The 18,565-nt window shown below is 69.4% G+C and carries 17 protein-coding genes and 1 tRNA gene; 7 read left to right on the forward strand and 11 right to left on the reverse strand.

Translation table 11 applies throughout. From position 1 onward, the window contains the following. Positions 1 to 44: 44 nt before the first annotated feature. The 5 genes from NL115_RS06275 to NL115_RS06295 all read right to left on the reverse strand — a co-directional run bounded on the left by NL115_RS06275 (position 45) and on the right by NL115_RS06295 (position 4,434). The gene (locus NL115_RS06275) at positions 45 to 425 is read right to left on the reverse strand and encodes a NifU family protein (protein WP_254832333.1); all 381 of its coding nucleotides are present in this window, start codon (positions 423 to 425) and stop codon (positions 45 to 47) included. Positions 426 to 677: 252 nt separating this feature from the next. Beyond that, positions 678 to 1,028: a DUF5783 family protein gene (locus tag NL115_RS06280; RefSeq protein ID WP_254832334.1), complete on the reverse strand. Its 351-nt coding sequence runs from the start codon at positions 1,026 to 1,028 to the stop codon at positions 678 to 680. Positions 1,029 to 1,082: 54 nt separating this feature from the next. Further along, positions 1,083 to 2,018 carry a DUF8054 domain-containing protein gene (locus NL115_RS06285; RefSeq protein ID WP_254832335.1) on the reverse strand — a complete coding sequence of 312 codons (936 nt, stop codon included), beginning with the start codon at positions 2,016 to 2,018 and terminating at the stop codon, positions 1,083 to 1,085. Between the two features lie 81 nt (positions 2,019 to 2,099). Next, positions 2,100 to 3,080, reverse strand: coding sequence for a ring-cleaving dioxygenase (locus NL115_RS06290; protein ID WP_254832336.1), 981 nt, complete (start codon positions 3,078 to 3,080; stop codon positions 2,100 to 2,102). 100 nt (positions 3,081 to 3,180) lie between these two features. Then, positions 3,181 to 4,434, reverse strand: coding sequence for an iron-containing alcohol dehydrogenase family protein (locus NL115_RS06295; RefSeq protein ID WP_254832337.1), 1,254 nt, complete (start codon positions 4,432 to 4,434; stop codon positions 3,181 to 3,183). Positions 4,435 to 4,594: 160 nt separating this feature from the next. Between NL115_RS06295 and NL115_RS06300 the strand changes: the two genes are divergently transcribed. Beyond that, positions 4,595 to 5,500: an E3 ubiquitin ligase family protein gene (locus NL115_RS06300; RefSeq protein ID WP_254832338.1), complete on the forward strand. Its 906-nt coding sequence runs from the start codon at positions 4,595 to 4,597 to the stop codon at positions 5,498 to 5,500. Positions 5,501 to 6,225: 725 nt separating this feature from the next. Here the strand turns inward: NL115_RS06300 and NL115_RS06305 are convergent. The 4 genes from NL115_RS06305 to NL115_RS06320 form a co-directional block, all read right to left on the reverse strand. Then, complete coding sequence (locus NL115_RS06305) at positions 6,226 to 7,677, reverse strand: RtcB family protein (RefSeq protein WP_254832339.1); 1,452 nt, start codon at positions 7,675 to 7,677, stop codon at positions 6,226 to 6,228. Between the two features lie 95 nt (positions 7,678 to 7,772). Then, positions 7,773 to 9,533, reverse strand: coding sequence for a sensor histidine kinase (locus tag NL115_RS06310; protein WP_254832340.1), 1,761 nt, complete (start codon positions 9,531 to 9,533; stop codon positions 7,773 to 7,775). Between the two features lie 73 nt (positions 9,534 to 9,606). Next, positions 9,607 to 9,783 (reverse strand): hypothetical protein, encoded by a 177-nt coding sequence (locus NL115_RS06315; protein ID WP_254832341.1) that lies wholly within the window; start codon positions 9,781 to 9,783, stop codon positions 9,607 to 9,609. A gap of 62 nt (positions 9,784 to 9,845) precedes the next feature. Then, complete coding sequence (locus tag NL115_RS06320; protein WP_254832342.1) at positions 9,846 to 10,181, reverse strand: hypothetical protein; 336 nt, start codon at positions 10,179 to 10,181, stop codon at positions 9,846 to 9,848. A gap of 184 nt (positions 10,182 to 10,365) precedes the next feature. On the opposite strand from NL115_RS06320, the gene NL115_RS06325 reads away from it, so the two are divergent. The 4 genes from NL115_RS06325 (at position 10,366) to gdhB (ending at position 15,337) form a co-directional block, all read left to right on the forward strand. Then, positions 10,366 to 10,473, forward strand: a tRNA-Ile gene (locus NL115_RS06325). A 322-nt stretch (positions 10,474 to 10,795) separates the two neighbouring features. Further along, positions 10,796 to 13,669: a bacterio-opsin activator domain-containing protein gene (locus tag NL115_RS06330; RefSeq protein WP_254832343.1), complete on the forward strand. Its 2,874-nt coding sequence runs from the start codon at positions 10,796 to 10,798 to the stop codon at positions 13,667 to 13,669. A 223-nt stretch (positions 13,670 to 13,892) separates the two neighbouring features. Continuing rightward, on the forward strand, positions 13,893 to 14,036 hold the full coding sequence (locus tag NL115_RS06335; RefSeq protein WP_254832344.1) for a rubrerythrin-like domain-containing protein: 144 nt from the start codon (positions 13,893 to 13,895) through the stop codon (positions 14,034 to 14,036). Continuing rightward, positions 14,033 to 15,337, forward strand: a complete 1,305-nt coding sequence (gene gdhB / locus NL115_RS06340; RefSeq protein ID WP_350355290.1) for a glutamate dehydrogenase GdhB — start codon at positions 14,033 to 14,035, stop codon at positions 15,335 to 15,337. Before NL115_RS06335 ends, gdhB begins: the two co-directional genes overlap by 4 nt. 23 nt (positions 15,338 to 15,360) lie before the next feature. On the opposite strand, the gene NL115_RS06345 is transcribed toward gdhB, so the two are convergent. Both NL115_RS06345 and NL115_RS06350 read right to left on the reverse strand, forming a co-directional pair. Next, positions 15,361 to 16,596 carry a PGF-CTERM sorting domain-containing protein gene (locus tag NL115_RS06345; protein WP_254832345.1) on the reverse strand — a complete coding sequence of 412 codons (1,236 nt, stop codon included), beginning with the start codon at positions 16,594 to 16,596 and terminating at the stop codon, positions 15,361 to 15,363. A 235-nt stretch (positions 16,597 to 16,831) separates the two neighbouring features. Beyond that, entirely contained in the window at positions 16,832 to 17,218 is a 387-nt protein-coding gene (locus NL115_RS06350; protein WP_254832346.1) for a DUF5518 domain-containing protein, read from the reverse strand. Positions 17,219 to 17,469: 251 nt separating this feature from the next. Here NL115_RS06350 and NL115_RS06355 point away from each other — a divergent pair, with 251 nt between their 5' ends. Then, positions 17,470 to 17,733, forward strand: coding sequence for a DUF7861 family protein (locus tag NL115_RS06355; RefSeq protein WP_254832347.1), 264 nt, complete (start codon positions 17,470 to 17,472; stop codon positions 17,731 to 17,733). 114 nt (positions 17,734 to 17,847) lie between these two features. Further along, positions 17,848 to 18,561 (forward strand): helix-turn-helix domain-containing protein, encoded by a 714-nt coding sequence (locus NL115_RS06360; protein ID WP_254832348.1) that lies wholly within the window; start codon positions 17,848 to 17,850, stop codon positions 18,559 to 18,561. Positions 18,562 to 18,565: the final 4 nt, after the last annotated feature.

The following is an 18,565-nucleotide window of genomic DNA, read 5'->3' on the forward strand; positions in this document are numbered from 1 at the left end:
AGAAGACGAAATCGGAAGATAATCAGAAAACCGCTACGAGAAACCTAGAACGGCGCTTCGGGCCCCTCGTCCGAGTCGGACGAGGAGGACTCGCCGGGGAAGGAGGGGGACATGCCGCTGCCGCCGCCGGCGCCGCCGGCCATGCCCTCGTTGCCGCCCATGCCGGTCTCGGCGTGGACCGTGTTGATCTCGGGAATCTCCTTGGTCATGCGGGACTTGATGGCCTGGATGGTCATCGGGGAGATGCCACAGCCCGAGCAGGCGCCGCCGAGCATGATGGTGACGCTGCCCTCCTCGCGGTCGAGGTTCTGGATGGCGGCGCTGCCGCCGTGCATCTGGATCTGCGGGAAGTTCCGGCGGAGGAAGTTGCTGATACGCTCGCGCAGCTCGTCCTCGGAGTCGCCGTCCTCGCTCTGGGTGCTCATGTCCCGGGGTTGGCGGCGACGGCGCTTAGACCTTTGGTTGGTGCGCGGAATCGTGTCGGGACGGGTTGGAAGGGGCCACGGGCTCGGCGGGTCCCCGACGACGTAAGGACCGCAGGCCGAGCGAACCGAGGCGGAGGACCGCAACGAGTCGCGGGGGCCCGAGCCCGCGGGGGCTTTCAACACCTCCGCACCGTCGCTGGCGCTGGACGACTCAGGCAGACCGATAGAAACGCACGACAACCCAGGCGACACTCACTCCGCGGCCGTCGCCGACCCCTCGTCCGGGTCGAAGCCGAACTGCCGGGCGATCTCGCGCTCGACCGTCTCCCGGTAGGCCTCCAGCACGCCCTGGAGCTTCTCGTCGCCGACCACGACGCTCGTCACCCGGTCCGCGGGGTCCTCGGGCACCTCAAGCCGGAACCGGCCGTCCCCCTCGTAGAACGGTTCGGACTCGTTGAGCACCTCCTGGTCGATGGCGTGGACCAGCTTCGAGTCGTAGCGGTCGTTCATCCGGTCGAACGCGTTCTTGTACGCCTGCTGCAGGTCGGTCAGGTAGTCGACGTACTTGTCCTCGGCGAAGCGGTCGGCGTCGAACTCGGGCATACGTGGTCGTGGGGTCGCCCGGAGGTAAAACGGAACGGGTGTCGGGCAGACGGGTCAGTCGGAGGGCGCGGGGCCCCCGCCCGGGCCACCCGCGCCCTCGACAGGCTCCTCGTACGGCAGTTCCAGCAGCCGCGAGCCACACTCCTGGCAGTTGGCCGCGACGACCTCGTGGGAGCGACAGCAGGACTCGACGGTCTCGCGGCCGGCCACCACGGGGCCGCCGCAGTCGGGGCACTCCTCGATGAAGATGCGGAGGCCGCCGAGCAGCTGGCTCCGGGCGCCGATGGCGAGGTCGTCCCACGCGGCGACCCACTCCGGGAGGACCCGTGCGGCGGCGAGGTCGGCGATGAGCGCCGCACGGGACTCCCACTGCCCGGCACGGCGGCCGTCGTAGAAGGCGACGAAGGCGCCGCCGTGCTCCTCGAAGCGGACCTCCTCGGGGTCGAGGTCCAGTTGTGCGGCGAGTTCGTCGCGCTCGGCGCCCTCCTCTCGGATGCTCCCCATCCGCTCGCGCCACGCGCCGCGGAAGTCCGGCGACAGACAGAGGTCGTCCTCGTCGGCACAGGGCTCTACGACGCCCGCGTCCAGCAGGACCGCTTCCGGGTTCACCTGGCCCTGCAGTTCACGGTCGGCATCGGCCTCGTCGCCGGTACTCCCCGCACCGGCGCCGGCACCGGCGCCTGCGGCCATCCCGCCGGCCGTAGCGGGCCCCTTGTCGAACTTCGCGAGCAGCCAGTCCGGGAAGTAGCGCTTCGTCAGTTCGGGCGTCCCGGGGACGAGATACCCCCGTAACCAGATGCTCAGCGCGCTCGCGAACAGGACGACGCCGGCGGCGACGGCCGCCCCGACGCCGGGAGCGACCAGCGTCCACCACGCCGCCCCGACGACCGCGGCCAGGACGACCGCGATGACGCCGTTGGCGAGCGTACAGGGGATACAGCGGTTCTCACCGGTGTACTCCGGCTGGCGGACCCGCTCGAGGATGGACATACCGGTGGCTACGTCGCCCGGGGTATATCTCTGCTGCCTGTGAGAACCGGCGAGGGGCGGGGAGCGTGTGGTGCGTGCCGCTCAGTCGTCGGCGCTGGCCTCGCTCGCGGCGGCGGGCCGCGGCGGCTCGAAGTCGGGGAGGGCGGCCTCGATTGCCTCGCGCTCGTCCTCCAGCCACTCCGGGAGCGCGAGGCGCTCACCCAGCGACTCGACGGGTTCGTCGGCGTCGAAGCCCGGTCCCATCGTGGCGAACTCGAACAGGACGCCCTCCGGTTCGCGGGCATAGATCGCCGTGAAGTACTTCCGGTCGATGACCTCGGTCGGGTCCATCCCGACGGCCTCCAGCGTCTCCTGCATCGCGTGCTGTTCGGCCTCGTCGGCCAGCCGGAAGGCGACGTGGTGGACCGTCCCGACGCCCATCCGCCCGCGCGGGGCGTCCGTCGCCACGAGGTCGACCCACGTCCCGATGCCGTCGGCGCCGGTGTCGTAGCGCGTGACCGTGGCCCCGTCGTCGTCGTCCTCGGCGACCCGTCCGTAGCCGATGGACTCCAGCACGCCGGCGGTCACGTTCGGGTCCGCGAGCGCGAGCGTGACTCCGGCGAACCCGCGAATCTGGTGGGTGGCGGGAACCGGCGAGTCGTCCCACGTCGGCCCCGGGCGCTCGGCGGCCTCAGCGACGAGTTCGAGGCCGATACCGTCGGGGTCCGTGAAGCGCAGGCGCTCCTCGCCGAACAGCTCCAGCCGCTCGGCGTCGACCTCGTGGTCGGCGAGGCGGTCGGCCCAGTAGGAGAGCGAGCCCTCGGGTACCGAGAACGCGGTGTACTGGGTCTGTCCGGCGCCGAACTCGCCCTGCCGGCCGTCGTCGGTCCACGGGAAGAAGGTGATGTTGGTGCCGGGCGTCCCCGCGCCGTCACCGAAGTAGAGGTGATACGTGTTGGTGTCGTCGTGGTTGACGGTCCGCTTGACGAGGCGGAGCCCGAGCGTCTCGACGTAGAACGCGGCGTTCCGGGTCGGGTCCCCGCCGATGGCGGTCACGTGATGGATTCCCGTCGTCTCGACCATGCCCAGGATAGGTTCGCAGGTCGGATATACCCTCGCGGACGCCCGCGTCGGCGGGTGACACGGGCGTTACCGGCAGTCGCCGGGTGAGAGTGCCGGGCACTCACCACGCCCGCTCCAGCACGGCCTCGATGTCCTCGGCCGTGGGGTCGTAGCCACGCGGGCGATTGGGCATGAACCCGTCGTCGACGACCGCGCGGGCGACGTCGGGCAGGTCCTCGCGAGGGATGGCGGTGTCGCGCAGGCGGCCGGGCAGTCCGAGCGCCTCGCGGATACCGTCGATGGCGTCGACGACGGCGTCGGCGGTTTCGTCGGGCCCGTCGGCGTCGGCGTCGACCCCGAGCGCCTCGGCGAGTTCGTCGCGCCGGCCGTCGACCGCGTCGAAGATGTCCCGGACGGCGTGGGGGGCGATGACACCGTGGGCGGCACCCTGCTGGACGTCGTACCCGCGCGCGAGGCCGTGGCCGAACGCGTGGATGACCGAGAGAGTGGTCCCGTCGCCGCGCGAGGCGCCGTACTGGACGAGGATGGTCCCGACGATGGCGTCGTGCATGGTGTCGGCGTCGCGGTCGCCGGCACCCAGCGCCGGGAGCCCCCGCGCGAGCAGCCGCAGCCCCCGGAGCGCGGTGCCGTCGGTGACGGGGGTGCTGTTCCGGGCGTAGACGGTCTCGAGTCCCTTGTCGAAGCCGTTCATCGCCGAGGCACAGAGGACGCCGGCGGGCGTGGTCCGGAACAGGTCGGGGTCGTAGACCAGCGCCTCGGGCATCAGCCGCCCGTCGAAGACGCCGCCGCGGACGACCGGTCCGTCGTCGCGTCTGGCCGTGATGCCCGCGACGACCGAGAGGTCGGCGCCCGCGAGCGTCGTCGGGACGGCGACGATGGGTGGGAGGGCGCCGCCCGGGACGGGGACGGTCCCGGCGCGTTCGAGGTCGTTCAGCGCGCCCTCGTACGACTGGCCGGAGGCGACGAGCGCGCTCGCCACCTTCGCAACATCGAGGCTGCTGCCACCGCCGAGCGCGACGAACGCGTCGGCGTCGGCGTCCTCGTAGGCGTCCGCGGCGGCGGCGGCCTCTGCCAGCCGTTTCGCGGGCGTGGTCCCGGCGAAGACGTCGGCGAGGCGGTCGCCCAGTCCCTCCCGGACCGGCTCGACGACGGCATCGGTCGTGCCGACGGTCTCGCCGGCGACCACGAGTCCCCGCTCGACACCGATGGCGGCCAGTTCGCGCTCCAGGTCGCTCACCCGGCCCGCGCCGTAGACGACGGCACCTGGCTCGTAGGCGAACCGGAAGCCGGACTCGGTACCGCCGTCCGGCCGGACGCTACCCCCGGACACGCCGCGGTCGTCGAAGGGATGCACGCGCGGCGCTACTCGCGGCCACGGCTTGAAACCCGCCGCCACCGGGGCGCCGGCCGAGCGGGACCGCCGCTGGTAGGAGCCGCGCGTCCGCCTACCACTCGTGTATCCCCGGTAACCGACGGGCGCAACGTTATCCGTCGGGCGCTCCCTCTCACGGTCGATGGCGACGGTGCACATCCTGCTGACGGTCGCCGGCGTCGTGGTGATGGGGGCCGGGTTCATGCTGGGGCGGGCCGGGGACCGCCGCCGGAAGCGCCACTCGCGGCTGGCGACCACCATCCCGGCCGGGACCGGCCGGACGACCGAGCGCGGCCTGGTCGAGCTGACTGGGACGGTCGTTCCCGCCCCGGACGCACCGGTCCGGACGGTCGAGCCGGACCCGGACGGGGCGTTCACGGCGCCCGTCTCGGGGACCGAGCACGCCGTCCTGACGGCCTGGCGGGCGACCCGTGGGAAGGGCGGCACGGGCCTCGCCGGGACACGCCGGGTCGCGACCGGCTTTCGCTCGGTCCCGTTCTACGTCGACGACGGGCGCAGCAGGGTACTCGTCGACCCGGGGAGCCTCGCGACCCGCGACTTCGAGTTCGACAGCGAACTCGGGGCGCCCGCCTCGACGGTCCGGACGGCCCGCGCGACCATCGACCTCGGCGGGTTCGACAGCGAGGTGTTCGCCCCCGCCCAGACGGCCGCGGACGAACGCCTGACCAGGTGGGTGCAGGACTCCCCGCATCTCCGGGCGAACGAGGGACTGGAGAACCGGACCTACGAGGAGACGGTGCTCCAGGCCGGCGACGAGGTGTACGTCCTCGGCTACGCCCGCCGGGATACGGGCCGGGCCGGCGGCTCCTCGGAACTGCTGATGGGCGGCGACGACGACCGCTTCCCCACCGACGAGGCCGTGGTGACCCATCCGGTCGACGGCACCCGGATGCTGGTCTCGACGCGGGAGAAACGCCGGCTACTCGACGAGAGCGCCGACGGCCAGCGGCTCTACATGGCTGGAAGCGTCGTCCTCCTGCTGGGCTTCGCGCTCGCACTCGCCGCGACCATGCAACTGGTTCCGTGAGATGCAGTAGGGGAATCGAACGTCTCCGCCCGCTCTCACTACGACGGCACCCACAGCAGAACAACCTCGAAAGCCCCCGCCCGCACTCTCCGTGACGGCAACAGGGACGACGGATACCTCTTGAAAGCCCCCGCCCGCTCGACGTTCCGGGGCTCGCTGCGCTCCTCAGTCACTCACTTCGTTCGCTCCCTGCGGTGCTTACGTCGCCCGGGAACGGTCGAGGCGGGCGGCCCCTTTCAGTCCCACCCTGCTGCTTGTCGCACCGAACGTTCGCGCGTGGTGGTTCCAGCGGAGTGCTTGTGTCCCCACACCTCCCCGCGCGAGCGCCGCAGACGACTCACCACGCTCCCCGCGGTCGCGGGTTCGTCGGGAGGGCGCTCGCGCGCTTCCTGTACACGGAACCGGCCGGGCGACCCGCCGCCTGACTGGTGCGTGCCGGCCTCGTCAGTCGAGCGGGCGTGCGCCGGCGGCCGACGACTGCCCCCGCGAGCGGCCCTGTGCCGCGAGCCTCCGGCTGTCGTCGGCCGTCTCTAAGCGCGCGAGGGCCGAGGAGCGCAACGCAGTGAGCACCGCAGGCGGCTGGGGAGGAACGAGGCTCACAGCTGCTGACTGACCCACGTTCCTGGCGGACTTCCGAGCGGGCGAGGGCTCCGGAAGCAGTTCGCTGTCGATGGTGAATTGATGGAATATTCCGAGGATAAATACAGTATCGGGAAAATATTGGACTAATCAGTCGCCTTCAGGTTGTGAACGGGCTCTAGCCGCTCGACAACCTCGGCGGTCGGCTCCAGCGCACGCTCGATGGCGTCGGCGGGCTTGTACGCCGCCGGGGCCTCGTCGAGCACGTCCTCGACGACGGACTCGGAGTAGACGCCGTCCATGGCGGCCTCGAAGTCGGCCATCGAGAGGCGGTCGTGGGCGTCGCGCCGGCCCATCCGGCGGCCGGCGCCGTGCGGGGCCGTCGAGAGCCAGTCGTCGTTGCCCTTCCCGCGGGCGATGACGGCGCCCTCGGCCATGTTGAACGGGACGAGGAGGCGCTCACCCTCGCGGGCCGGGGTGGCGCCCTTCCGGATGGTGAGGTCGTGGAAGTCGATGTAGTTGTGGACCGAGTGCCACGTCTCCTCGGGCGCGACACCCAGCGCGTCGCAGACGGCCGCCGACATCAGCTCCCGGTTCCAGCGGGCGTACTGCTGGGCGAACAGCATGTCCACGTAGTAGCCGTGAGCCTCGCGCCCGACGAGCGGGTCCAGGGCCGTGTTGCGCCCCTCGTCGCCCGAGGGCGGCTGGAGGTCCCCCAGACGGGCGAAGGTCCGCTCGATGGCCTTGCCTTCGAGCTCCTCGCGGAGGCGCTCCTTGCGGATGTGGGACTCGCCCATGCCGCCGGTGACCCAGCGGAACAGCTCCTCGTCGCTCACGTCGTCGGGGTCGAACTTCAGGAAGCGCCGGTCGTCGGAGTCGATGCGCTCGCGGACCCGGTCGGCGTTCCGGAGCTGGGTCGCGCGGGCCTGCCAGAACTCGGCGACCGCCTTCCCGAGGTAGCGCGAGCCGCTGTGGACCACGAGGTAGTAGTCACCCGACTCGCGGGCGCGGGCGAACTCGACGAAGTGGTTGCCGCCGCCGAGCGTCCCCGCCGAGCGGATGACGTAGCCCATCCCCTGACGCTGGTCGGCGAGGACGCGCTCGCAGAGCGCCTCGAAGTAGTCGCCGTCGTAGCCGTCGAACTCGAAGGTCGGGTCGATGGACTCGCCGAAGCGCTCGCGGAACGAGCGGTCGAACCGCTCGAACCGCTCGTTCGCGCGGGCGAACGGGAACTCGTCGACGAGGTGGACCGCGTCGTCGTAGTCGTGGACCGACCGGCCCATCGGGACCGCCTCGCGGACGTGGCGCTCGCGCTCGGCGTGGGCCAGCGGGAGCGAGTCGCCGAGGTGGGTGACCGTCATCCCACAGCCCACGTCGACCCCGACGACGTTCGGAACCACGCGGTCCGGCAGCGGCATCGTGAACCCGACCGGGGCGCCCATCCCCCAGTGACCGTCGGGCTGGACGACGACGGGTTCGGTGAAGGCGGGGTGGTCGACGAACTCCTGGACCTGTTCGAGCAGTCCCTCCCCGACCAGCGACTCGTCCTCGACCATCACCCGTGCCGTCGTGTACTCACCGTCCAGTTCGATGGGCATCTCGTCGGCACGTATCCGGGTCGTGGGGTTGAAGCTGTCGCACCGGTGGGACGGCAGGACACGGTCGACGCCGCACTCCGAGCGCGCCGGGGGCGCTACTCGGCCTCGCCACCGGCCTGCTCCCAGCCGCTCTCCATGCCCAGCTCGCTGTCGCCGTGCTGCGCCCCCTCACCGCCGTGCTGCGCCCGTTCACCCTCGTCATCCGCCCGCTCACCCTCCTCCACCGGCTCGACGCCGACGAACTCGAAGCGGGCGCCGCCCCCCTCGGCGTCGGTGATGGAGAGCGACCAGCCGTGGGCCTCGGCGATGGTGTCGATGATAGCCAGTCCGAGGCCGCTGCCGTCGCTGTCGCTCTCGCCGAACTCCAGCACGCGCTGGCGTTCCTCGGGCGGGATACCGGGGCCGTCGTCGGCGACGTAGAAGCCGTCGCCGTCCTCGCACAGCCCGACAGTGACGGTCACGTCACCGCCGTGTTCCACCGCATTTCGGAACAGGTTCTCGAGGGCCTGGCGGAGTCGGTCGACGTCCGCCATGAACAGCAGGTCGTCCACGACCCGGAGCTCGGCGTCCCCGGTCTCGACGGTCGACCACGCGCGCTCAACGAGCGTCTCGAGCGAGACGGGGGAGGTGTCGCCGACGTCGAGCCCCTCCTGGGCCAGCGTCAGCAGGTTCTCGATGAGCCGGCGGATACGGGAGAGCGACTCGGCGACGGCCGCGAGGTTCTCGCTGTCGCGGTTCGCACGTTCCATCTCCAGCCGCCCGGACGCCACGTTCAGCGGGTTCCGGAGGTCGTGCGAGATGACGCCGGCCAGCTGTCCGAGTCGCTCGTTCTGCCGCTCTATCTGCCGGCGGTAGCGCTCCTCGCGCGTGATGTCGCTGATGATGACCATCCGCCCGATACGGGTGTTGCCGACGGTGAACGGGTTGGTCGAGATGAGGAAGTAACACGTCTCCCCGTCGCGCTCGAGCTCGAGCACGCGCTCGTCGGCGTCGAGGTTGCCGGCGAGGGCCGGGAGCCGGTCGGCCAGCCGCTCGCCGACGGCACCCTCGAGCCCCGGGAACAGGTCGACGGCGGCCGCGTTCATGTCCCGGATGACGCCGGACTCACCGGTGACGACGACGGGGTCGTCCACGTCGCCGGCCAGCCGGACAGCCTGGAACCGGGTCGAGAAGACGAACAGCACTCCGACGGCGAAGGCGGCCACCCCCAGCGGCTCGTAGGTCATATCGACCAGCATCGTGCTCCGCCGGCCGAGGATGTCGAAGAGGAGGGGCAGGCCCGTCAGTCCCAGCAGGAGTGTCAGCGCCCGGGTATCGTAGCCGGTCAGCGTGAACAGTTCCAGCAGCATGAAGCCGCCGACGGCCGCGAGCGCGTACGACAGCCCCATCGCGAGCCAGTGGAACAGCCGGTGCTCGACGGCGAGGTGGGGGAACGGCGTCGTGGCTGCCGTCGTGGTGAAGTAGAGCCCGTGGATCGGGTTCGTCAGCTTCACCGCCACCACGACCGCGAAGACGGCGACCGCGATGCGCCGGTAGGTCGTGTTCCGGTGGAGGGCCCGGCCAGTGTAGGCCGAGCAGAAGTAGAGCCACGCACCGACCGCGGCGAACCCGACGACGAGGCCGGTGTAGTAGGCTGCCAGCCGGAGCGCCGTGACGGGGACGACGAGGAAGACCACGTGCGAAACCGACCACAGGCCGCTCGCGACGAGCAGTCCCGCCATCCCCCGACGGGTGTCGTCGTCCTCGATGGCTGACAGCCGGGTGAGGCTCGCGACGCAGGCCAGCGCCGCCGCTAGGAACACGCCGGCGTAGACAAGCAGGGGGAGCGACGCAGTACCGCCCAGTGTGGAGAGCACCTAGCGGTCGCGACGCAGTTGAGATACAAACAGGTTCCGGTGGTTCCCAATCGCAGACCGGATTCGGGCGCGGTCAGAGGCCGTAACGGCCGGTCAGACCGCAGTCCTCGCAGCGGATCTCGACGGTGCCGTCGGCGGCCCGAGGTCCGCGGACGACCTCGCGGGAGCCACACGACGGGCACGCCAGCCACGCGTAGATGGACTCCGGGGCGGCCGAGTCATCGGGCGGCGAGAGTGTGCTTTCGGGCATGGTCGGTGTCTGCAATACGGGCTCAGCGGGTGAAGGCCTTCCGGCAGCAGTGGCCGGCGGAGTTAACCGTAGGGACAGTCGTCCGCCAGAACCCCCTCCTCGGCGCGCTCGTCCTCGGGCGTGACCGCGCGGAGCCGGAACCACTTGCGGACCGCGTCGTAGCCGAACAGCAGCGTCCTGGGGATGGAGCCGTGGTTCGTCAACCCGTTACGCTGGAACTGCACCTTCCCGGCCCGGACCTGCTCGGCGGTCGCGACCGTCTCGCCATCGGGCCCCGCGAACTCGCGAGGGAGGGGTAGCGCGTGCTCGTAGGAGTACAGCGGCCCGGCACCCATCACGACGAGGTTCGCGACGAACGCGAACGCGAGCAGCCCCGTCGTTCGACGGAAGACCTGCATGTGAGCGGCCACCACTGAATCGGACACATATCTGAGGGCGAAGGCCACAGACCGGGAATCGGGAGCGAACGTGTCCGGATGCGCGTCTATCCCGGGACTCGGCAGAGGAGTGAGGGCGACCGAACGGCGCACACGAGCGCGGGAAGAGACAGCTATTTGGGCGCCTGGGGTCGTATCCCGGGTAGGGCCCTTAGCTTAGTCTGGTTTAAAGCCCCCGGCTCATACCAGATCCTCGATATTTCGAGGGCTGTGGGACACCGGGTGAGCGCTGGTTCGAATCCGGCAGGGCCCATCTCCGCTCTTCGCGTTCACGATCGTCCACACGGGAGGAGTTCAGTTAGACCACGATCGGTCGCGCTGACACCTCAGTTGAACCAGCGCCTGCCCGAACGCAACGTGCCGCGGCCACGAGCGGCACGCCGACCTACGTGTTCTCGCCGGGGGCGTTCGTGGGTATCCGGGTCACCGTGATGGCCGAGACTGAAAGCCCCGGCACCCAGACTGGTTTAACATTAAACAGAAGGAGCTTCGGCTCCCAGGGTTCTACTCGATGCCATCACCACATCACGTCGCCCGGTGCCCGGCTTCGCGACTGGTGCCGAATCGCTCTCCACATGACGTCCACAGCTAGTGGCGTCCTCGATGCGGCCACCATCGTCGTCGTCGGTGACACGGCGTGGATAAACGCGTACAGCGATGCGCTCCGGAAGCAGTCTGACGCGACCGTCCACAGGGTCTCGACAGCATCGGCAGCGCGAGAGACGCTCCGGCAGACAGCCGTCGACTGCATCGTTGCCGACTACAGTCTCCCCGAGACGACAGGTATCGAACTGGTCCGTCGTATCCGCGACACGACGACGACGCTGCCGATACTCCTGGGAACGGCTGACGGGAGCGAGACGATCGCCAGTGCAGCCATCGAAGCCGGTGTGACCGACTACATCGCGGTCACCGACAGGCCAGGAGCCCTCATCGAAGATGCCCTCCAGCGGACCGAGCAGGCGCTCCGGGAAGCACAGCGGGCGGCGACCCGGCTCGAGCGCGCCCGACAGTTCGACGCCACCTTCCACGACACCAGGTCGGCGACATGGGTACTCGACCCCGACGGCTCGCTCACGCGCGTCAACCAGGCCGCCCGGGAGATGGTGGACGCGGACGTCGGATCCGTGGTCGGTGACCCGTTCTGGACGCTGCCATGGTGGCCCGACGACCGGCAGACGAGCGCCGACATCCGCCGCCTCGTCGGGACGGCCATCGACGGCGCGTTCGGGCAGGCCGTCGTCATCCAGGACGCCGTGACCAGCCACCGGGTTCTGGAGCTCTCCGTCCAGCCCGTCACCGACGAACGCGGGGACCTCGTCTCGATAATCGTCGACAGCGTCGATATCACCGACCGGGTCGACCTCGACCGGGAGCTTCGCGAGTCCGAGGAGCTCCACCGTGTCACGCTCAACAACATGACCGACACCGTCCTCATCACCGACGAGGACGGCGAGTACACGTACGTCTGCCCGAACGTCCACTTCATCTTCGGGTACACTGCCGACGAGATTCGGGAGCTGGGCACGATAGAGGATCTGCTCGGCGACGGCCTCTTCGACCGTGACGAACTCGCCGAGGAGGGCGTCCTGAAGAACATCGAGACCACGGTGACGGACAAAGCCGGCCACGAACACACGCTGCTGGTGAACGTCCGCGAGGTCACCATCCAGGACGGCACGCTGCTGTACAGCTGTCGGGATATCACGAAGCGCAAGCAGCGTGAACAGGCACTGGCGACCCTCCAGGAGACTGCCCGGGACTTCCTGTACGCCGAGACCCACCAGGAGATCGCCCAGCACGTCGTCGACGACACCGCGAACAGCCTCGGACTCGACGCCAGCGCCGTCTACCTCTTCGACGCCGAGGACAATCACCTCCAGCCCGCCGCCCACTCGCAGGCGATGCGGAACGCACACGGGCCGCTGCCGTCCGTTCACGCGGACGGTCGTGACCTCACGAGCCACAGCTTCGTCGAGAACGAGGCCCGCTTCTTCGAGGACATCCACGACGCGGACCGCCTCACCGACCCCGCGACCGATATCCGAAGTGCGGCGTACATCCCGCTCGGCAACCACGGGGTGTTCATCGCTGGGTCGACCGAGGTCGGGGTCTTCGACGATGTCACGCGGGAGCTCGCCGACCTCCTCGCCGTGACGGCCGAGGCGGCGCTCGACCGTGTCGACCGGGAGTCCCGGCTTCGCGAACAGGACCGCGAACTCCAGCGACAGAACGACCGACTCACTACGCTCGACCGCCTCAACGAGACCATCCGCGAGATCGACCAGGCGCTCGTGCGGTCCGAGACCCGCGAGGAGATCGACCACACCGTCTGTGAGCGACTCACTGCCGACGGGCGCTTCCAGTTCGCCTGGATCGGAACCCTCGATGGCACGGCGGAGACGGTGGCGCCGCAGGCGTGGGCGGGGGCTGATAACGGCTACCTCGAGACACAGTCCATCGCCATCTCCGCCGACGATGTCGAACCAGCTGGGCGAACTGCGGCGACGGGGGAGGTGACCCTCGTTTCGAACGTTGCGGCCGATCTCCGTGCAGCACCGTGGCGCACGGCCGCGATATCGCGTGACCTGCTCTCCGTGTTGAGTGTCCCGCTCGTGTACAACGACCTCTCGTATGGTGTCCTGACGGTGTACGCGGAGACACCGGACGCGTTCGACGAGCCCATCCAGACCGTGCTCGCGGAACTGGGCGAGACGATCGCTGCCGCCATCAGCGCCAGCGAGCGCAAGCGTGCGCTCCTCACCACGTCGATGACGCGCGTCGAGTACGCGGTCACCGATCCGTCGTTCGTGCTCACGCGGCTGGCCACTGCTGCGGACTGTACGCTCACCTACGAGGGTGGCGTCCAGCAGACCGCGGGCGGCGATTACGTGTTCGTCACCGTCGAGGACGCTCCGCTCGACGCCGTCGTCGACGCGATGACCGGCCTCAGGGTCGTCGAGGCCGTGCAACGGATCCGGGGCGGCGACACCGGTGGCGTGTTGCGCCTCCGGCTGGCCGAGCCGTTCCTCGCGACCGAACTGGCCGACCACGGCGCCGTCCTCCGGAGCGCGACGGCCTCGCCGACGGGAGCGGAGCTGGTCATCGACGTCTCCGGGAGCGTCGAGGTCAGACACGTCACACAGTTCATCGGCGAGCGCTTCAGCGACATCGAGCTCACGTCGAAACAGACGCGCGAACAGGCCTCCGAGCACGGCTTCTACGCCTCGGTCCTCGACCGCCTGACCGAGAGGCAACTGGAGGTCCTGGAGACGGCGTACTACAGCGGGTTCTTCGAGTCCCCCCGGAAGGCGACCGGCGAAGTGGTCGCGGACTCGCTGGATATCTCCCCACAGGCCTTCTACCAGCATATCCGCACCGTACAGCGGAAACTGTTCGCGGCGCTGATCGACGACCACACGCCGGTCGCCACCCGGCACACGGAGTGACGCGGTGCGGCGGTTCTCGACAGCGCGTCTCCCCAGTTCGGTCCCGGGCGTGTCCAGCACGGCGGCGGGCCCACGAGTGGCCCGTATCTCCAGTGGCAGACTGGGGTTGAACTGTAAACCACACCCAGTGAGTAGTGGTTCGGTGCTCAACCACCCCATATTCCCTTATATCCTCATTATTCCCTTGTAGAGCGCCCGGCACTGCAGGGACGCTCGATACTCCATGAGGGACATCGACCAGACACCGGCCGAAGAATCGCCCTACGAGTGCTTCGAGTGCGGGAACGTCGTGCTCGCCGAGAACAACCCCGGCCAGTGTCCCGACTGTGCTGGGCAGATGCGGAACCGACACACACCGATTGAATGACGATGGCCTCGACATCGACGACCAGCCACGACGACGAGCCGGAGGAGGAGCCCAGCGAACCGGAGTCCGCGCTGGAGACGGCACGCCGCCAGCTCCAGCACGCCGCCGACCACCTCGACATCGACCCGAACATCGTCGAGCGGCTCGAACACCCCAAGAAGGTCCAGGAGGTCACCGTGCCGATCGAGCGCGAGAACGGCGACGTGGCGGTCTACACCGGGTATCGCGCCCAGCACGACAGCGTCCGTGGTCCATTCAAGGGCGGACTCCGGTACCACCCCGACGTGACGCGCGAGGAGTGTGTCGGGCTCGGGATGTGGATGACCTGGAAGTGTGCCGTGATGGACATCCCGTTCGGCGGGGCGAAGGGCGGCATCGCCGTGAACCCCAAGGACCTGACCGACGCCGAGACGGAACAGCTGACGCGCCGGTTCACCGACGAGATCCGGTCGGTCATCGGGCCGACGACGGACATCCCGGCCCCCGACATGGGGACGGACCCGCAGACGATGGCGTGGCTGATGGACGCCTACTCGATGCAGGAGGGTGAGACCATCCCGGGAGTGGTCACGGGCAAGCCCCCCATCGTCGGCGGCAGCGAGGGGCGTGATGCGGCTCCGGGCCGGAGCGTCGCGATCACCGCCCGGGAGGCGATCGACTACTACGGGAAGGACATCAGGGAGACATCGATTGCGATCCAGGGCTTCGGCAGCGTGGGCTCGAACGCGGCGCAGTTACTCGACGACTGGGGGGCGAACGTCGTCGCGGTGAGCGACGTCAACGGCGGGATCTACGACGCGAACGGACTGGACACGCACGCGATTCCCTCTCACCACCAGGAACCCGAGGCGGTGATGACCCACGAGGCACCGGAGACGGTGACGAACGACGAGTTGCTGGAGCTCGACGTCGACGTGGTGATTCCGGCGGCAGTCGGGAACGTCCTGACGGCTGACAACGCGGACGACATCGCTGCGGACCTCATCATCGAGGGGGCCAACGGTCCGACGACGAGTGCGGCGAGTGCGGTGTTCGCCGAACGGGACCTCCCGGTGATTCCGGATATCCTGGCCAACGCTGGCGGTGTGACGGTGAGTTACTTCGAATGGTTGCAGGACATCAATCGTCGTGCGTGGTCGCTCGAACGCGTCAACGAGGAGCTGGAGACGGAGATGCTGGCAGCCTGGGGAGACGTTCGAGCGGAGTTCGAGACGCGGGACGTGACGTGGCGTGATGCGGCGTATATCGTCGCGCTGTCACGGATCGCGAAGGCCCACGAGGCGCGGGGGCTCTGGCCCTGAACGACCCACGCGGAGGCCGATAATCAGGCCTGGCGACGCGCGAGCAGGGCCGCGCCGACGAGCGCGATGACAGCGATAGCGGCACCGAAGCCGGGCTGGCCGCCGCTGATTGCGCCGCCGCCGTCACCGCCGGACTGCATCGAGACCTCACGGGCGGAGAAGTGGTTGATGCCGACCACCACGTCCGTCGAGGCCTCTGCACTGCTCGAGGACCGGACGAGGTACTTCGAGGTCTCGCCGTCGTTGGTGGCGCTCTGAACCTCGGAGTACGACGAGGCCTCGGCCGCCGCCTCACCGTCGACGTACACCTCGGCGTTCTCCGCGTTCTCGAAGGCGGCCTCCGAGACGCTCATGATGACGACCTTCCCCTCGCTCTGCGAGCGCTCGACGGTCGCGTTGAACGTGCCGGCGGCGTTCTCGGTCACCTCGACCGTCGTGTCCTCGCTGTATCGGACGACATCGGCGCTACGCTCCTCGGCCTCCTCGCTGGGCTCCTCGGTCGGCGAGTCGGTCGCGGTCGGCGTCTCGTCGCTGTCGTCGTCGCCGGCGTCGCTGGCGGCGTCACCGGCAGCCTGCACGTAGACCTCCGCAACCGCGGTGCCGTTGGCGATCAGGCGCTCCTGCTGCTTCTCGGAGTCGTTACGCTCGCCCTCGTACTGGCGGTAGACGACCCGAGCGTCCTCCTCGGCCGTCGCCGTGACGTTGCCGCCGTCGGAGACGCTCACGTTACCGTCACCGACGACGATGACCGTCGCCGTGGCGCCGTCGTTGCTGGTGATGACCGCGCGCTTCTCGGACGCCTGCTCCGCCTCGGAGCCGTCCGAGCTGTTGAACCGCGCGACGTGGCTCTCGCCGTTGGACTCGACGACCACGATTCCGCGGTCGTTGTCGTGCGTGATGATCTCCGCGCCGCTCTCGGACTGGATCGTCGCCGTGGTGCTGACCCCGGCCTGGAAGCTGCTGGCGAGGCTCAGACCCGCGCCGGAGAACCCGACGTCACCGCCGACGCCGAGGTCGCCACCGACCTGCGACTTCGCCTCGGACGTGGACTGGACGCTCAGCCGGTCGACGACCGTCTTCCCGTTGACCGTGTAGTCCACGACCGCGCTGTCAGCCGTCTCGAACGAGACGTAGGTACCGCTCTGTGCCTGTGCGGACGACTGGCTGCTGGCCGCGTTCGTCGTCGCGGCGGCAGCCACCGGCGTCCCCACGGCAGAGACGACCAGGGTGACCGCGACCACGAGTGCTTTCCAGTTCATGCTGCCTCGCCGCTATCCCGTGGGTTTGTATAAGCTTGCTGGCCAGTCATGTGAAACGGACACACGACACTATCCGGCAATCAGCGGCCCGTATAACCGGAGCTACCAGAACGTATCGCCGAACGGCAAGAGCTGCTGTCAGTGAGCCGTCACACAATCGGGTTGTAGCGCTCGCGCGACGTACATCAGTGGCCAGACCTGTACATCTGGGCGTGGAGCCGCGTCTCTCGGCCGTTCAGCGGGTTGCGTCGGCGCGACCGTCCTCGAACTCCGCCAGGACGTAGACGCCCAGGTAGCCACCGATCGCCCCCAGAGCGATGTTCCAGGCCAGTGCGAAGACGAACACCACCACGCCGAGGGCGAGCCCGAGCCCGGCCTCCGCGGGACCGCCGCCCGCGACGAACAGGCCGAAGACGCTCACCACGACCGCGAGGATGAAGACGAACGGGACGGTGGCGATGGCGCCCGAGAGCGCGCCGACACGGGCTCCTTCGCTCCGGTCACCGCGCTGGAGATAGCCGGCCACACCGCCACCGAGCAGCGGCGAGAAGCCCGTGAACGAGAGGACCACCGTGACGAGGGCACCGACGACCGCGTTGAGCAGGGTATCTCCGTCTCCCATATCCCTGGGGGCCACCGCCGGGGGTATCAAGCCACGGGTAGCTCAACCGCCGCTTTCACTCAGGCACGGACATACTCGCGAGAACGCGTACACGAGGCGTTTCAAGTCCCGGGGCGTCCTACGGACGGCCGTGCGACGAACGAGCGTGCCGTGGCTGACGCCGGCCGGAGCGGTCGTGGAGGCGACACGTGACGGGGCGGCCGACGGTGCCCGACCGGAACGCCCGTGGTATCGGGGCACCAACGGCGCGTATGGCCCACGACCGCGTCCACGCACGGCCGCCCCACGACCCCGAGAACTGGCGGCTCGGGACCGTCACGGGACTGTCCGAGCGTGACGGCCACGCGGTCTTCACGGTCCGGCCGGACGGTGACGAGGAGGGCACCGACCCGGACACCGTCGAGCCGGTCGAACTCGTGGTGACGGCCGCGGTCCGTGACCTCGTCTGCCGCCGGCTCGCGGCCGACGAGCCGGTCGGCGAGCGTGTCTGGTTCCGGGAACACGGTGGTGGCTGACCCGAGAGAGTTATCCTGCGACAGGAATCCGGAGGCACGTGCCGGCCTCCGGAGCGCTACCGCCGACCCCGGCACCGAAGTGGGCTTAAGCTTGTCGCACGACAAGGCATAGCCGTGCGAGAGTTCGTCTTCTCCATTCATTTCGAGTCGGGGGCCGACCGGGTGATGGACGCCTTTATGCAGGCGCCACGGGCGCGCTCGGAGGCGTTCCTCTGCTCGCTCGACGGCGAGCAGGCGTGGCGGCTGGAACGCGTCGTCGGCCCGAGCGCAGCGCTCGAGCGCATCGAGGACCGGCTGCTCGCGGCGGGCGGCGAGTCCATCAGCGGCCGGGCGTGCGACGGGGAGCGCTACGTCGACCTGCTCGACGTGGGCCCCGGCCACCGGGTCGTCTACACGTATCTATCCGACATCACGCGCTGTGAGACGGTCCCGCGGCTGGCGACCCGGTATCTGCCCGGCGGCGTCCTGTTCCGCCTGGTCCGGCAGGAGAGCGAACAGCGCTGGCAACTGCTGATGCGCGACGACGAGAAGGTCGGATTGCTGTACGACGCCCTGAGCGCGGCGCTCCGTGACGGACTGACGTTCGAGTTCGGCCACCTCGACGCCGCGAGCGGCTGGGCGGCGGACATGCTCTCCTCGCTGACCATCCCGCCGGACCAGGACGAGGTGCTGGCGACGGCGGCCGAGATGGGCTACTACGAGACGCCGAGCGAGACGACGCTGGACGCGGTGGCCGACCGGCTGGACCTGCCGCGGTCGACGGTCTCCTACCGGCTCCGCCGGGCAGAGGCACAGCTCGTCGAGTACTACCTCTCGGAGACGCTCTGAGCCG

Origin of the sequence: Haloglomus salinum, assembly GCF_024298825.1 — an archaeon.
In the GTDB taxonomy this organism is placed as follows: domain Archaea; phylum Halobacteriota; class Halobacteria; order Halobacteriales; family Haloarculaceae; genus Haloglomus; species Haloglomus salinum.

What these genes read in the sequence shown, in the direction of transcription:
- NL115_RS06275 (WP_254832333.1), bottom strand. Translation starts at nt 425, where the DNA reads ATGAGCACCCAGAGCGAGGACGGCGACTCCGAGGACGAGCTGCGCGAG.
- NL115_RS06280 (WP_254832334.1), bottom strand. Translation starts at nt 1,028, where the DNA reads ATGCCCGAGTTCGACGCCGACCGCTTCGCCGAGGACAAGTACGTCGAC.
- NL115_RS06285 (WP_254832335.1), bottom strand. Translation starts at nt 2,018, where the DNA reads ATGTCCATCCTCGAGCGGGTCCGCCAGCCGGAGTACACCGGTGAGAAC.
- NL115_RS06290 (WP_254832336.1), bottom strand. Translation starts at nt 3,080, where the DNA reads ATGGTCGAGACGACGGGAATCCATCACGTGACCGCCATCGGCGGGGAC.
- NL115_RS06300 (WP_254832338.1), top strand. Translation starts at nt 4,595, where the DNA reads ATGGCGACGGTGCACATCCTGCTGACGGTCGCCGGCGTCGTGGTGATG.
- NL115_RS06305 (WP_254832339.1), bottom strand. Translation starts at nt 7,677, where the DNA reads ATGCCCATCGAACTGGACGGTGAGTACACGACGGCACGGGTGATGGTC.
- NL115_RS06315 (WP_254832341.1), bottom strand. Translation starts at nt 9,783, where the DNA reads ATGCCCGAAAGCACACTCTCGCCGCCCGATGACTCGGCCGCCCCGGAG.
- NL115_RS06320 (WP_254832342.1), bottom strand. Translation starts at nt 10,181, where the DNA reads ATGCAGGTCTTCCGTCGAACGACGGGGCTGCTCGCGTTCGCGTTCGTC.
- NL115_RS06330 (WP_254832343.1), top strand. Translation starts at nt 10,796, where the DNA reads ATGACGTCCACAGCTAGTGGCGTCCTCGATGCGGCCACCATCGTCGTC.
- NL115_RS06335 (WP_254832344.1), top strand. Translation starts at nt 13,893, where the DNA reads ATGAGGGACATCGACCAGACACCGGCCGAAGAATCGCCCTACGAGTGC.
- gdhB (WP_350355290.1), top strand. Translation starts at nt 14,033, where the DNA reads ATGACGATGGCCTCGACATCGACGACCAGCCACGACGACGAGCCGGAG.
- NL115_RS06345 (WP_254832345.1), bottom strand. Translation starts at nt 16,596, where the DNA reads ATGAACTGGAAAGCACTCGTGGTCGCGGTCACCCTGGTCGTCTCTGCC.
- NL115_RS06350 (WP_254832346.1), bottom strand. Translation starts at nt 17,218, where the DNA reads ATGGGAGACGGAGATACCCTGCTCAACGCGGTCGTCGGTGCCCTCGTC.
- NL115_RS06355 (WP_254832347.1), top strand. Translation starts at nt 17,470, where the DNA reads ATGGCCCACGACCGCGTCCACGCACGGCCGCCCCACGACCCCGAGAAC.